The organism is Streptomyces sp. NPDC025618 (genome assembly GCF_055558795.1).
On sequence record NZ_JBVHLW010000019.1, the window covers coordinates 55680 to 69387 of the forward strand.

General features: G+C 69.7%; 12 protein-coding genes and 1 pseudogene. 5 read left to right on the forward strand and 8 right to left on the reverse strand.

The features are described from left to right. Positions 1-160: 160 nt before the first annotated feature. From ACZ4A5_RS17940 to ACZ4A5_RS17965, 6 genes are all read right to left on the reverse strand, one after another. The gene (locus ACZ4A5_RS17940; RefSeq protein ID WP_467584264.1) at positions 161-781 is read right to left on the reverse strand and encodes a hypothetical protein; all 621 of its coding nucleotides are present in this window, start codon (positions 779-781) and stop codon (positions 161-163) included. 25 nt (positions 782-806) lie between these two features. Beyond that, positions 807-1505 carry a hypothetical protein gene (locus tag ACZ4A5_RS17945; RefSeq protein WP_467584268.1) on the reverse strand — a complete coding sequence of 233 codons (699 nt, stop codon included), beginning with the start codon at positions 1503-1505 and terminating at the stop codon, positions 807-809. Between the two features lie 384 nt (positions 1506-1889). Beyond that, entirely contained in the window at positions 1890-2639 is a 750-nt protein-coding gene (locus ACZ4A5_RS17950; RefSeq protein WP_467584271.1) for an SOS response-associated peptidase, read from the reverse strand. A gap of 234 nt (positions 2640-2873) precedes the next feature. Beyond that, positions 2874-5261 carry an ATP-binding cassette domain-containing protein gene (locus ACZ4A5_RS17955; protein WP_467584275.1) on the reverse strand — a complete coding sequence of 796 codons (2388 nt, stop codon included), beginning with the start codon at positions 5259-5261 and terminating at the stop codon, positions 2874-2876. Positions 5262-5348: 87 nt separating this feature from the next. Then, complete coding sequence (locus tag ACZ4A5_RS17960; RefSeq protein ID WP_467584277.1) at positions 5349-5759, reverse strand: VOC family protein; 411 nt, start codon at positions 5757-5759, stop codon at positions 5349-5351. Between the two features lie 10 nt (positions 5760-5769). Then, the gene (locus ACZ4A5_RS17965; protein WP_467584280.1) at positions 5770-6210 is read right to left on the reverse strand and encodes a helix-turn-helix transcriptional regulator; all 441 of its coding nucleotides are present in this window, start codon (positions 6208-6210) and stop codon (positions 5770-5772) included. 568 nt (positions 6211-6778) lie between these two features. Here ACZ4A5_RS17965 and ACZ4A5_RS17970 point away from each other — a divergent pair. The 4 genes and pseudogenes from ACZ4A5_RS17970 to ACZ4A5_RS17985 all read left to right on the forward strand — a co-directional run. After that, positions 6779-7015 (forward strand): annotated as a pseudogene (locus ACZ4A5_RS17970) (VOC family protein); the annotation flags it as partial. Between the two features lie 178 nt (positions 7016-7193). Beyond that, on the forward strand, positions 7194-8330 hold the full coding sequence (locus tag ACZ4A5_RS17975) for a tyrosine-type recombinase/integrase (protein WP_467584283.1): 1137 nt from the start codon (positions 7194-7196) through the stop codon (positions 8328-8330). Beyond that, on the forward strand, positions 8327-10786 hold the full coding sequence (locus ACZ4A5_RS17980) for a tyrosine-type recombinase/integrase (RefSeq protein WP_467584286.1): 2460 nt from the start codon (positions 8327-8329) through the stop codon (positions 10784-10786). Before ACZ4A5_RS17975 ends, ACZ4A5_RS17980 begins: the two co-directional genes overlap by 4 nt. Beyond that, on the forward strand, positions 10783-11328 hold the full coding sequence (locus ACZ4A5_RS17985) for a hypothetical protein (protein WP_467584289.1): 546 nt from the start codon (positions 10783-10785) through the stop codon (positions 11326-11328). The genes ACZ4A5_RS17980 and ACZ4A5_RS17985 overlap by 4 nt, the downstream gene beginning before the upstream one ends. Before the next feature lie 132 nt (positions 11329-11460). Here ACZ4A5_RS17985 and ACZ4A5_RS17990 read toward each other — a convergent pair whose 3' ends face one another. Both ACZ4A5_RS17990 and ACZ4A5_RS17995 read right to left on the reverse strand, forming a co-directional pair. After that, complete coding sequence (locus ACZ4A5_RS17990) at positions 11461-12051, reverse strand: hypothetical protein (protein WP_467584292.1); 591 nt, start codon at positions 12049-12051, stop codon at positions 11461-11463. Positions 12052-12374: 323 nt separating this feature from the next. Next, a complete protein-coding gene (locus ACZ4A5_RS17995; RefSeq protein WP_467584295.1) occupies positions 12375-13028 on the reverse strand; it encodes a TIGR00645 family protein in 654 nt (217 codons plus the stop codon). Positions 13029-13255: 227 nt separating this feature from the next. Between ACZ4A5_RS17995 and ACZ4A5_RS18000 the strand changes: the two genes are divergently transcribed. Next, positions 13256-13516, forward strand: a complete 261-nt coding sequence (locus ACZ4A5_RS18000) for a Tn3 family transposase (RefSeq protein ID WP_467584297.1) — start codon at positions 13256-13258, stop codon at positions 13514-13516. Positions 13517-13708 lie beyond the last annotated feature (192 nt).

The window sequence follows — 13708 nt, forward strand, 5'->3', positions numbered from 1 at the left end:
GAACACCGGCCGGGACGGCTTGCGGGCTCGTCCGTGCGTACAGGGGACATTCGCGCGAGATCCATGGGGCGTAGTCAATCACCCGCGCCTGATGGCCCTCACGGTGCCGGGGCCGGATGCCGCGGGACGGGTCGTAGGTCCGTGTCACAGCCCGTCGGCTCTATCCCAGGTCGTCGCCCGGAAGGCCGGTGCAGAAGGTGGGCAGGCCCCGCACCGAGCCGGTCGGCCGGAGGTCGTGCGCGGCGGCGGTCACCGCGCGCTCGACGATGGTGTAGGTAAGACCGACGTCCATGCCGTCGGCCCCGAGCCCGGCCAGGGGGACGCGGACCTCCACCACGTCCCCGCGCGAGGTGCGGCCCACGGCGACGTCCGTGGTCCGCTGGCCGTCGGTGGCCACTCGGAGCAGCTCGACCGGTTCGGCGAGATAGGCGTACCAGGCATCGCTCCGTCGCCCGAGTTCGTCGAGCAGCCAGCCGTGGCCGTCGAGCGGTGAGGACGTGGAGTCCGTCGGTTCGGTGCCGGAAAGCCGGGCGGGGCCGGCCGCGGCGATCGACTGCAGGAGCGCGTCGCGGCCGGCCTCGGGGTCGGACAGGAGGGTGGTGCCGGCGGCGCCGGGCCATCGCACGGTCACCCGCGGCCGGCTGGAGGTGAGGTCGACGCCCCTGACGCACAGGCCGAGTTCGGCGCTCCCGCGCTGAACGGCGCCCAGGTCGACGAGCAACGGCGCCCACCACTCGGCCGCAGGCAGTGTGCGGGACGGCCGGACGGGGTGTCGGCTCATCGGGGACCCTCCTGACGCGGGCGGATCAGATGTTGATGGCGTTCTTGACCCAGTCGGGACAGCGTCCCTGAACGCCCTCGCAGTAGGCGGTGATGACGCCCTTGGGCAGCATCGGGATTTTGGCGCTGAAGTCTACTCCCGCGCGGACGGCCTGGACCTGGTCGACGCGACAAGTCTTGAAGATCCACCAGCCGCTGCACTTCACGTGCAGCACGTCGGTGAAGTAGTTCCAGGTGTTCGGATACCCGGCGAACTTCTGCTTCCCCGCGGCTCCCGGGCGCGGGTACTGCGTGGTGGCCTGGACGGCCTTCATGGTGAGGTTGTGCTTCTGCTCTATCTTGGTGAGCCCGAAGCCTTTGTCCTTGACGGGGTCGTAGTACCCCCTCCGCATATAGACGGTCCAGCCGTCACGGTCCTTCCACTGCCCCACCAGGTCGTCGGGGCCGCTGAGCGCCGTGCTCTCCGTACCGGCGGTGCGGGGTGTCTTCCCGGCGCCGAGCTGCTTCACCGCGGAATCCGGGATCCCGTGCCGGCCGAGGTCGGCCAGCCGGAACGAGGAGTCTCTCGGAATCCCGGATCCGTGGTCGAAGACGGAGAACTCCACGTCCCCGGACGAGCCCTGAGCGGAGGGCGCTGCTGTCATCGCGGACGCCGGCGCCGCCGCGAACAGCCCGGCCGCGAGGCCGAGGGCCGCCGAGGCGACGGCGTACCGACGTGCGTTCACCTTACGCATGGTCCCCCTTGAGGTGACTGCCGTGCACTTCCGTTGCCGGACCCTCACGGTGCGATCCGGCCACCAGCAAGCTAGGGAGACCACTCGTGACGCGTCGACCCCCGCGGGGGTGAATCGGCCAGCCTCGGTGGCTGTCCACGGCAATCACCATTTGCACCAGGGGAGTTGCGCACCGCACAGCTCACCCGCTTGGGGTGGTCGAGCGGGGTCAGGTTCCGTTTGCAGCAGGCCGGTGCCTGCAATGTGACCGAAAACTTTCGGACATGGTCGGGCGGCGCCCGCTTCCAGGGCGAGCTCCCGATGGGGCCGAGGGGCCGGTTTCCTCGTCAGCGTTGCCCGTGATGGGACGGCCCATCAGCCCTCACCGTCGGCAGCTCAGGCACCGGTCTGGTCGTCAGCGACCTTGTCCAGCAGGTGCGGGCCGTTGTTGCGCACGCTGTTGACGGCCGTGGACACCGAGCGGGCATCGAGGTGGCCGTCGGCGGGAGTGGTCAGCAGCGCGCGGAGTTCGTCCGGGTCCTGGTGCGCTGGGTCGAGCCAGGTGTCCCAGTCGGCCGGGGCGACGGCCAGTGGCATGCGCGGGTGGATCCGTCCGGCCGCGTCGGTGGCCTCGGTGGTGATGATCGTGCAGGTCGCCCACCAGGCCGCCTGGTCGTCGTCGGCCGCCACCGCGGGGTCGCGCCAGAACTCGTACAGGCCCGCCATCGCCATCGTCCGGCCGTCCTCGGGGCTGATGAAGTAGGGCTGCTTGTACGCCTTGGCGGTGCCGGTGGCCGACACCGCCCGCCACTCGTAGAAGCCGTCCGCGGGCAGCAGGCAGCGGCGCTTGGCGAACGCCCGGCGATAGGCGGGTTTCTCCGCGACGGTCTCCGCCCGAGCGTTGATCATCTTCGCCCCCACGTCCACGCTCTTCGCCCAGGACGGCACCAGCCCCCACCGCAGCGGCCTCAGCTGCCGCACCACCTCACCCGTCGCGCGGTCGGGGCGGTCCAGCACCGACCACACCTGATCGGTCGGCGCCACATTCCAGCTCGGCGCGAGGGTTTCCCGCGGATCCCAGCGGGTGACCTGGAACAGCCCGGCCAGATCCTCCGGGCCGCGGGTGGAGACGTATCGGCCGCACATGACTCCCTACCTTGCCACGCGACGGCCGATGTGGCCGGTCGCCACGGCGCCGGGCGCGGGCCCCGACGCGGTGCGACGGCCCCGGATGACCGCGACCCGCCGCGAAGCCATCGTTGCCTCGCGGCCGGCGCGGTTACCCGCCGACGTGATCACGCGGCCGGCGGACATCGCCGACGCGGCCATGGGCTTCGCCCCGCAGGACGAGAAGGCGGGACGGCGCCGCACGTCGAGGAGTCAGGCGCCGACGTACGCCGCCAAGTGCTCACCGGTCAGCGTGGAGCGAGAGGCGACCAGATCGGCCGGTGTGCCCTCGAAGACGATCCGGCCGCCGTCGTGTCCGGCGCCGGGGCCGAGGTCGACGATCCAGTCGGCGTGTGCCATGACCGCCTGGTGGTGCTCGACCACGATGACCGACTTGCCGGAGTCGACGAGCCGGTCGAGCAGGCCGAGCAGTTGCTCGACGTCGGCGAGGTGGAGGCCGGCGGTCGGCTCGTCGAGGACGTAGACGCCGCCCTTCTCGGCCATGTGCGTCGCCAGCTTGAGCCGCTGCCGCTCGCCGCCGGACAGGGTGGTGAGCGGCTGGCCGAGGGTGAGGTAGCCGAGGCCGACGTCGGCGAGCCGTTGGAGGATCTTGTGCGCGGCCGGCGTGCGTGCCTCGCCGTCGCCGAGGAACTCCTCGGCCTCGGCCACCGGCATCGCGAGCACCTCGCTGATGTCGCGCCCGCCGAGGTGGTATGCGAGGACCGAGGCGTCGAAGCGCTTTCCCTCGCATTCCTCGCACGTGGTGGCGACACCGTCCATCATCGCCAGGTCGGTGTAGATGACGCCGGCACCGTTGCACGTGGGGCAGGCGCCCTCGGAGTTGGCGCTGAAGAGCGCCGGCTTCACACCGTTGGCCTTCGCGAACGCCTTGCGGATCGGGTCGAGCAGCCCGGTGTACGTCGCCGGGTTGCTCCGCCGCGAACCGCGGATGGGGCTCTGATCGACCGACACCACACCCTCTCCGGCGGGGATCGACCCGTGCACGAGCGAGCTCTTGCCGGAACCGGCGACGCCCGTGACGACGGTCAGTACGCCGAGCGGGATGTCGACGTCGACGTCCCGCAGGTTGTGTGCCGACGCGCCGCGGATCGCCAGCACGCCGGTGGGCTTGCGTACCGCCTTCTTGAGGGTGGCCCGGTCGTCGAGGTGGCGGCCGGTGACGGTGCCGCCGGCCCGCAGCCCCGCGACCGTACCCTCGAAACAGATACTGCCGCCCGCCGCACCGGCGCCGGGGCCGAGGTCGACGACGTGGTCGGCGATCGCGATCGTCTCCGGCTTGTGCTCCACGACGAGCACCGTGTTGCCCTTGTCCCGCAGCCGCAGCAGCAGGTTGTTCATCCGCTGGATGTCGTGCGGGTGCAGGCCCGTGGTGGGCTCGTCGAAGACATAGGTGACATCGGTCAGCGAGGAGCTGAGGTGGCCGATCATCTTGACGCGCTGCGCCTCACCGCCCGACAGCGTGCCCGAGGGCCGGTCGAGCGAGAGGTAGCCGAGGCCGATCTCCACGAACGAGTCGCATGTGTGCCGCAGTTTCTCCAACAGCGGCGCCACCGAAGGCTCCTGGAGGCCGCGCACCCACTCGGCCAGGTCCCTGATCTCCATCGCGCAGGCGTCCGCGATGCTGACCCCCTCGATCTTCGAGGCCCGGGCGCCCTCACCGAGCCGGGTGCCGTCGCACTCGGGACAGGTGGCGAAGGTGACCGCCCGCTCGACGAAGGCCCGGATGTGCGGCTGCATCGCCTCCTTGTCCTTGGAGAGCATCGACTTCTGGATCCGCGGGATCAGACCTTCGTAGGTCATGTTGATGCCCGCGATCTTCATCCTGGTCGGCTCGTGGTGGAGGAAGTTGCGCAGCTCCCGCTTGGTGTACTCGCGGATCGGCTTGTCCGCGTCGACGAAGCCCGACTCGCTGTAGAGCCGGTAGTTCCAGCCGCCCGCCGTGTAGCCGGGGATGGTCAGCGCGCCCTCGGCGAGCGACTTGGTGTCGTCGTAGAGCTGGGTGAGGTCGATGTCGGAGACGGCGCCGCGGCCCTCGCAGCGGGGGCACATGCCGCCGGTGCGGCTATAGGTCACCTTGACCGCCTTCCGATCCCCGCGCTCGACGGTCATCGCGCCGGCCGCCCGGACCGAGGGGACGTTGAAGGCGTACGCGCTGGGCGGGCCGATGTGCGGTTCGCCCAGCCGGCTGAAGAGGATGCGCAGCATCGCGTTGGCGTCGGTGACGGTGCCGACCGTGGAGCGGGGGTCGGCGCCCATCCGCTGCTGGTCGACGGTGATCACGGTGGTCAGCCCGTCGAGGACGTCGACGTCGGGCCGTGCGAGGGCCGGCATGAAGCCCTGGACGAAGGCGCTGTACGTCTCGTTGATCAGCCGCTGCGACTCGGCGGCGATCGTGTTGAACACCAGCGAGCTCTTGCCCGAGCCGGAGACGCCGGTGAACACCGTCAGGCGGCGCTTCGGGATCTCGACGCCGACGTCCTTGAGGTTGTTCTCGCGCGCACCGTGCACGCGGATCAGATCATGGCTGTCGGCGACGTGCGGCGCGTGCGGGGGCGCATCCGTCTTCGGGGGCTTGCTCATCATCTCTCCATGGGTGGGACGGGGGGCGCACGCCACCGGCCGCGGCGCCGCACGATCAGGGCGCGCCGCGGCCGAGCGGCGGGGCAACTACGCGGAGGGCGCCTGCGAGATCCGCACCATGTTGCCCGAGGGGTCGCGGAAGGCGCAGTCGCGCGGGCCCCAGGGCTGGTCCATGGGCTCCTGGAGCACCTCGGCGCCCGATGCCCGCACCTTCTCGAAGGCCGCGTCGAGGTCGTCGGTACGGAAGACGATGTTCGGCAGGACGCCCTTGGTGAGCAGCTCCTGCAGGGCGTCACCGTCGGCCTTGGGGCGGCCGGCGTGCGGTTCCGAGAGCACGATCTCGAGGCCCGGCTGGTCCGGGCTGCCGAGGGTGACCCAGCGGAAGCCACCGGAGGCGACGTCGTTGCGCACCTCCAGGCCGAGGGCGTCGCGGTAGAAGCCGAGCGACTCGTCCGGGTCGTTGACGGTGATGTGGCAGTACTGCAGAGCGATGGTCATGCCGCCAACGTTAGGCGGCGTCCTCCCCGGCCGCTTCTTCGATCCTGCTCGGCTTGTCCCTGGTGGGCCGGGTGCGCACCTTGGCCACGCACGCGGGCATCGCCGTCACCGCGGGGTGCTCCCGCGCGCGGTACGCGCTCGGCGTCTCCCCCAGGATTTCGGTGAACCGCGCGCTGAACGAGCCGAGCGAGGTACAGCCGACCGCCATGCACGCGTCGGTGACGCTCATGCCCGCGCGCAGCAGGGCCATCGCCCGCTCGATCCGGCGGGTCATGAGATAGCTGTACGGCGTCTCGCCGTAGGCCGCCCGGAACTGCCGTGAGAAGTGCGCCGGGGACATGAGCGCGTGCCGGGCGATCGTGGGCACGTCGAGGGGCCGCGCGTACTCCCGGTCGATGAGATCCCGCGCCCGGCGCAGGTGCCGGAGGGTGGCGAGTTCTTCGGGGGTCATGGGAGCCAGGGTATCAGCGGCCTCCGAAAAGGGTCTCTGACCTGTGATTATGTGGCTCTGCGAGGTTTCGTCGGCACGCTCTGCGGCGTTCCGTCCGCACAGGGAGCGGCCCCAGTCGGCGGCCAGCGCGAGGAAGTCGGCCAGGTCGCCTTCGGCGCCGTCGAGCAAGTGGCGGAGCTTGGTGACAGGCAGCTCGATCACAGGCTGTCGCTCTGCTCCCTGTCGACGGTCAGCCGGACGGTGTCGCCGACTCGCTCGGCGAGCGGGCCGGGGTCGTGACCGAAGGTGGCTGAACGACTCGATGTCGGCGACGGGCCAGAGGTCGAAGCCGTCAGGGGTGCGGGTTTCCAGGGCGGGCCGCATCACGATCACTTGGTGAAGTGTTCCGTATCCCCGCCCTCTTCAACAGCTGCCCAGCGCCGCGGCGCTCTTGAGCTATCGAGCCCCTGCTCCACGTCCCCCTCGTCACGTAAAGTTCCGCGGCGAGGGTCTCAAGGTCCGTCGTCCGGCCTTCGGCGCCCTCGCCACGCAGTTGAGATCGCCGCTCGCACCGCCCCAAGGGACATCGATGGAACTTTCCCAAGTCCGTCTTCTCGTCACGGACTTCCCCAGCTGTTACCACTTCTACCGGGACGTACTGGAGCTCAAGCCGCAGTTCGAAGCGGAGGGCGGCCCGTACGCGAAGTTCACTCCCGGCGGCGGCACCGCGGGCATCGCCTTGCAGGACCGCGCGCAGATGGCCCAGGTGCTGGGTGAACTCGGTGCCGAGCCGGCCGGCTACCGCTCCCTCGTCGTCCTGCGGGTCGTTCTCCCGGGCTTTTCTGAGTGTGGTGTGACGTCGTACTAGCTGTGTGACCTGGGGTTTTCTCTAGCATCTCTGGGGCTGTCGCGAATGTTGCGACACGTTGCACTTGAGATCGGAGGAGACCCGTTGAGGGGCCTTTCCTGTTCAACTCCCGTCCGGCGTCCGCTACTGGACTGTCGTGGACGATGTCCTGGCCGTGGTCCCGGAGGCCGACGCCTTCTTGCGGCACGTGCGGTTCGGCAGGGACCAGGCCGAGCTGACCACCCGTACGTACGCCGGGCATATCGCGTTGTACCTGCGCTGGTGCGCCCGGACGGGGCGGGACTGGCGGGCGGCGGCTGAGGAGCTGGGGCTGTTCATCGTCTGGCTGAAGTTCGGCTCGCAGCAGATCACGGGCATCGAGCGCCCTTCGGGGAACGGGCTGGTGTACCCGGGGCCGGGGGCTGCGGCCGTACGCGAGCCGGCCCGCATCCAGAACGTGCTCACGGGGGTGCGCCAGTTCCTGCTGTACGGCATCACGACGAAGGCGGTGCCCTCGCCGGTGATGGCCCAGCTGTATGAGGTGGCGGAGAACTGGGATCTTCCGGAGCAGGCTCGTGGGGAGGAGCTGACTGGCTACCGGATGCGGCCCCGGCACCGGGTGCAGGTGCCGCAGAAGAAGGGCGAGCGGGCCACCGACCGGGAGATCGTGGAGCTGTTCCTGGCCTGCCGCAGCGCCCGGGACCGGTTCATCGTGCTGTTGCTGGGGCGGGCTGGTCTGCGCCCGGGAGGCGCTGCTGGCTTGCGGCGGGAGGACATGCACTTCATGCCGGACTCGACGGCGTTGGGCTGTCCGAGGAAGGGGTCTCACCTGCACACGTTGCGGCGGGACAACTCCAACGGGGCCTGGGCGAAGCGGCAGCCGGCCGTGGCGCCGGGCCGGTGGAAGCCTGTCGACCACCTGGTGGTGCTCGCCTACGACCAGTACGTGATGGAGCGGATGGCGCTGCCGCATGGGCCGGCGAGCGACTTCGTGCTGGTGAACTTGTTCGCCGGGCCGCTGGGCGCCCCGATGACTACGGATGGCATCACCGAGCTGCTTGGGCGGCTGTCGAAGCGCGCCGGGCTGGGCAGGAGGGTCACGCCGCGGATGCTGCGGCGCGCGGCGGGCAGCAACTTTGCGGACGCCGGAGGCGGGCAGGACGAGATCGCGGCCTTGTTGGACCACGCGCGGTTGTCCAGCGCGGAGCCGTACCTGACGCCGGCCCCGGACCGCCTTCGGGACGCGGTGGAGTCGGTGCCTTCGCCGCGCGAGCTGGCCGGAGGTGTCCGATGAGTCCGGTGCTCACGCCCGTGGTCACCGCTCCGGCGCCGGGTCAGTATGCCTCCGATGCCGAGCTGACCGCCTTCCTGTGGTCGCTGATCAGTGAGGACTTCCTGACGGAGGCGGGCTGGAATGCCGAGCGGCGCGTACTGACGCCGACGGGCCATCCGACCCTGGGCGGCAGGCGCTGCCCGGTGCCCAACTGCGATTCCCCGGTGCGGGGGATGAAGCTGTGCAGCACCTGCTCGGACCGGCGCCGCAAGTCCGGTATGCCCATGAAGGAGTTTGTCCTCCTTCCTCGCATCTCACGGCATCTGCACCTGGGCACCAGCACCTGCCGGGTCTCCGGGTGCGAGCGGCCCTGGATCAACTCGGGCCGCGAACCGGTATGCCGGGCTCACCGGTGGCAGATGATCAAGCGCGGCGGAACCCTGGAGGAGTTCCTCGCCGACCTGGCCGTCAAGGGCCTGCCCGGCCTGGGCGACTGCTCGGTGCTCGCCTGCAACCGCCAGGCCGTCAACGAGAGCGGCACGCGCCTGTGCCACCCGCACGGCAAGCGGCTCCCCGCCCTGCGCCGGGAGCCCGGGTTCGACGAGGAGGGGTGGCTGCGGACCGCGCCGTCGGGCAGCTTCGGCATCGAGATCAGCTTCCGGGGCTTGCCGGACCTGGTCGTCGCCCAGCTGTTGTTCGGGCTCCAGCACCGCTGCCACCGCGGCGCCCGCACCGAGGCCGGCAACTTCCGCGCGCTGATCGACAAGACGATCCGCCCCTCGCTCGCCCGGCGCCTGGAGGACGTCCCCGATCCGGTCGCGAACAGCGACGCCCTGCGCCTTTTGAACCGGACCCGCATCTACGCGATCCGGGCCGTGAAGACCCCCGAGGGCGAGTACACCAAGGACGAGTGCGACCTGGTGGCCTTCGGGCACCGCGGCACGCTGGTCTTCACTGTGATCCATCAGCCCTGGCTGCGCGAGAGCGCCAAACGCTGGGCCCGCGACTACCTCTCCAAGGTCCGCTCCAAGAGCTCCGCCTCCCATGCCCAGCAGCACCTCCACGGCCTGGCCAAGCTCTCGGACACCCTGCGCACACGGCCCGACCGCGGCATGGACAAGCAGGCGCTCTCCCGCGCCGACGTCGAGAACTTCCTGAACCGGATGTCGTTCCTCGACGCCAACGGCGTGATGACCACGAACACCCGCATCGCCTACGTCCGCATGGCCCGCAACGTCCTCAAGCAGTGCCGGGCCATGGGACTGACCCGTCCCGAGGGACCGCTGGCGGGCCTGCCGGACGACTTCGTCATCACCCGCCTCGATGTCCCCAAGCCGCCGGAGCCCTCGGAGGAGGGCCAGGACCTCCCGCCCGAGGTGATGCGCCAGCTCTGCGCTCACCTGGACGCCTTCGAGGCGATGACCGGCTACGAGATACGGCTGAGCGTCGAGCTGCTGATGGACACCGGCCGCCGACCGGAGGAGGTCTGCCGCCTGGAGCTGAACTGCCTCACCCGCGACAGCCAGGGCAAGCCGGTGCTGCTCTACAACAACTGGAAGGAACAGCGGATCGGGCGCCAGCTGCCCGTCCACGAACCGACCGCCAAGCTGATCACCGACCAGCAGAAACGCGTACGCGAACGCTTCCCCGACCAGCCGCCGTCGAAGCTGGTCCTGCTGCCCTCACTGGTGCTCAACCTGCGCGGGGACCGCTCGATTGACTCCAACCACCTGTCCGCGATGCACCGCGAGTGGGTCGAGTCCCTGCCCGATTTCATCCTGGACGACGGCACCGTCTTCGACAAGGAAAAGATCTTCCCTTACGCCTACCGGCACTCCTTCGCCCAACGCCACGCGGACGCCGGCGTCCCCGTCGACGTCCTGGCCGAGCTCATGGATCACGACAACTACCAGACCACCAGGACGTACTACCGCATCAAGGAAGTCCGCCTGCGTGAGGCGGTCGAGCGCGTCACCCAGATGCAGTTCGACCGCCACGGCACCCGCGTCTGGGGCGCGGTCACCAGCGTGCTCGACGCCGAACGCACCCGCCGCGCGGTCGGCGCGGTCGTCGTCCCCTTCGGCACCTGCTCCGAACCGGCCAACGTCGCCGCCGGCGGCGGAGCCTGCCCGCTCCGCTTCCGCTGCGTGGGCTGCGACCACTTCTCCACCGACGTCTCCTACCTCCCCGACCTGCGCACCTACCTCAACGACCTGCTCCGGCAGCGGGAGAAGCTGAGATCGATGGCCGAGGCCGACGACTGGGCCCGCGCCGAGGCCATGCCGTCCGAGGCGGAGATCACCCGCATCCGCCGCCTGATCCAGCGCGTCACCGAGGACATCGACACGCTCACCGAAGCCGAACGCGCCGAGATCCAGCAGGCCGCCCAGGTCGTCCGCCAGATGCGGCAGACCTTTCTCGGCATGCCCCGAATCCGCCAGCCCCTGCCCGACCTCCGACCGGAGCGACCCGCATGACTGCACCCGACCCCACCGTCCAGGCGATGATCGAGGGCCGCCGGGCCGACACCGGACGCCGGCGCCAGCGCGTCCTGGCAGCCCTGGCCGAAGCCGCGAAGGACGGCTCCGAGGTCAGCGCCACGGCGATCGCCCGCCGCGCGGGCGTCGACCGCACCTTCCTCTACCGCCACCGCGACCTCCTCGCCCAGGTCCACGCCCAGGCCGCCGAACCGCCCACCGCCCCCGGCGGCCGGGGACCTGCCGTCAGCCGGGCCTCGCTGCAAGCCGACCTTCTGGCCGCCGACGCCCGCACCGCCCGCCTCGCCGCTCAGGTCAGGCGCCTCGAAGCCCGCCTCAGCGAAGCCCTGGGCGAGCAGGTCTGGCGCGAGGTGGGCATCGGCGGCCCCGAGGACACCGAGCAGCTCAAGGCCCGGATCACCACCCTCGAACAACAGGTGATCGACCTGGAACTCAAGCTCCAGGACCGTGACGACGACCTCGCCGCCGCCCGCGCCGCCAACCGCGAGCTGATGGCCCAGCTCAACCGCCACACCGACTGATCAGGCAGCCCGCGGACAAGCGGGCGAGCGCCTCCCGGCCGATGCACGGCCGGGAGGCGACGGCGACACCGCCGCTGGTGCCGAGTCGGGGCCAGGGTTCGGGAACCGTCGGGCCGTGCTGTGGTGGCTGTCTCAGGCCTTCTCCAGCCGCCACGTCCGGTGACGGGTCACCGGCTCGTTGGACGGCAACGGCCCCATTGTGTTGCTGTCCCAGCGGATCACCCGCGGCCGCCCGAACATGTCCTTGGGGTTGTCGCCGTAGAGGTAACGGAACATGCCGTCGTCATCGGGGTGCTTCGCGATGATGTGATCGTCCCTCTCCGGCTGGAAGGTCAGGACTCTTTGCGGATCGGTGAAAACGTTCCGGCCGTCACCGGTGAGAACGATCCGGCCGTCCTTGAAGTCCCACTTGGCCGCATGGTCACTGGTCTGGGCCACCAGAGTGATCTGGTGGAAATAGGTGTCGTCCCGAAGCGCCCAATGGCCCCGCCCCGCCGGCTCCTCCACCGTGTTGACGATCCGCCCGCCGTTGCACGTCCATGCCTCCGTGGCGTCACCGCGCGGAGGCCCGATGAGCAGCTCCGGAGAAGTCGCCGGCGATCCCACGGCGTCGTACGTCCGGTTGGTGTCCAGAGTCCCGCCGACGCCCGTCTTCTTGTACAGGCACTGTCCGGTCTCCACGTTGACGATGCGGAACTTTCCATCCGGAAATCCGTTCGGCATCAGGCCCTCCTCGCTGGTACCTGCGGGACCAGCGCGGCCCCGGCTTGCCCAGAGTCCCGGCGGGGCCCGTCTTCTTGTACAGGCACTGCCCGGCTTTCAGGTTGACGATGCGGAAATTTCCGCCCGGAAATCCGTTCGTGTATCAAGCCCTCCTCGCCGGTGGCTGCGGGGCCAGGGCGGCCCCGGCTTGTGCATCCGTACACCGGATGCGGCGTTGAAGCCCTTGTCATGGGTTATGCGGGTCCGGCGGCACTGCCGGGACCACGAGAGGCTGCCGCAGATACTGGTGCGGCAGTTGTCCTCGCGAGAGCGGTGCACAGCACTCAGGCCTCGGGCGTGGGAGAGGCTCCCGGTGCGGGCGCCGATTGTCGTGGTGGAGCCGGCTGCTGGGGCGGCACGTGGGAGGAGTCGTGGCCGGCGGGGAGAGATCGGGCTTCCATCGGTCCGGCCATGTAGGCGAGGATGCAGGCGGAGAAGATGAATGCCATGTGGATCGTGGTGCCCCAGATAAGCTCGCGCTGGGGCATGTGGTGGATGTTGACGAACATCTGCAGCAAGTGGATCGAGGAGATCCCGACGATCGCCATGGCCAGCTTGACCTTGAGTACGTTGGAGTTGACGTGCGAGAGCCACTCCGGCTGGTCCCGGTGCCCCTGCAGCCCGATGCGGGAGACGAAGGTCTCGTAGCCGCCGACGATCACCATGATCAGCAGGTTGGCGATCATCACGACATCGACGAGCTTGAGCACCGCGAGCATGACCGCGTTCTCGTCCGACTGCCCGCTGACAACACTGTGAAGCAGGCGCCACAGCTCGCCGAAGAACTCGTATACATAGACAGCCTGCGCGGCCACGAGCCCGAAATACAACGGCGCCTGCAGCCACCGCGTCGCGAACAGGGCGTACCCCAGCGAGGGAACAGTTTCCCCCGCCGGGACCGACGCTTTGGCCCCAAAACTGCCACGAGTGCTCGCCACGTTCCCCCCGCCCCGCATGCCGTCTCCACCGGAAGCTGCCCGCGTCGGCTCTTCTTAGAGCCACAGGGCAGCGGATTCCCTCATACAGGTGACAGGTTTCCCGCACAGCGAAGCCGGAGGTGTCCTTGGGCCGGGAGACGGTCTTGATGGTGAGGTGGAGGTGCATGTTCGCCAGGCCACGAGCTTCCCGAGAGGTCCCGTGCACCACATCTGTTGCATCAGCTACAGTGCTCGCGACCGCTCCTGAGCTGCGAAAACTCCAACCGCACGCGCGCCGAGCCCCGGAGAAGTGGTGGAACACCCTCTACATCGACGCCGCAGTCAAGAAACTCGAAGCAGGCGGCGTCACCGTCTCCCCCGGGATCCGCTCACGCCTGTCCCCGCTGGCCTGCGAGCACATCAACTTCCATGGCCGCTACCCCATCACCCGCTCCCACAGCGACGGCGCCCTGCGGCCCCTGCGCGAGCCCGGCGAGGCCGAGGAGTAAGGCCACAGGGTGCTCGCGGCCTCGGGGGCGATTCTGGTTCTCCCTCACCGGCGTCAGACTGCGTCACGATTCCCACAGGACCCAAAGACGGAATCGTGCGCGCTGCTGGCGTGCTTTTTGATGCACCCCTGTCCTCCGTGTGAGTGAGTTATCGGGGCGGGTGCATGGACAGCCCTTAGAAGCGGCGCGGAT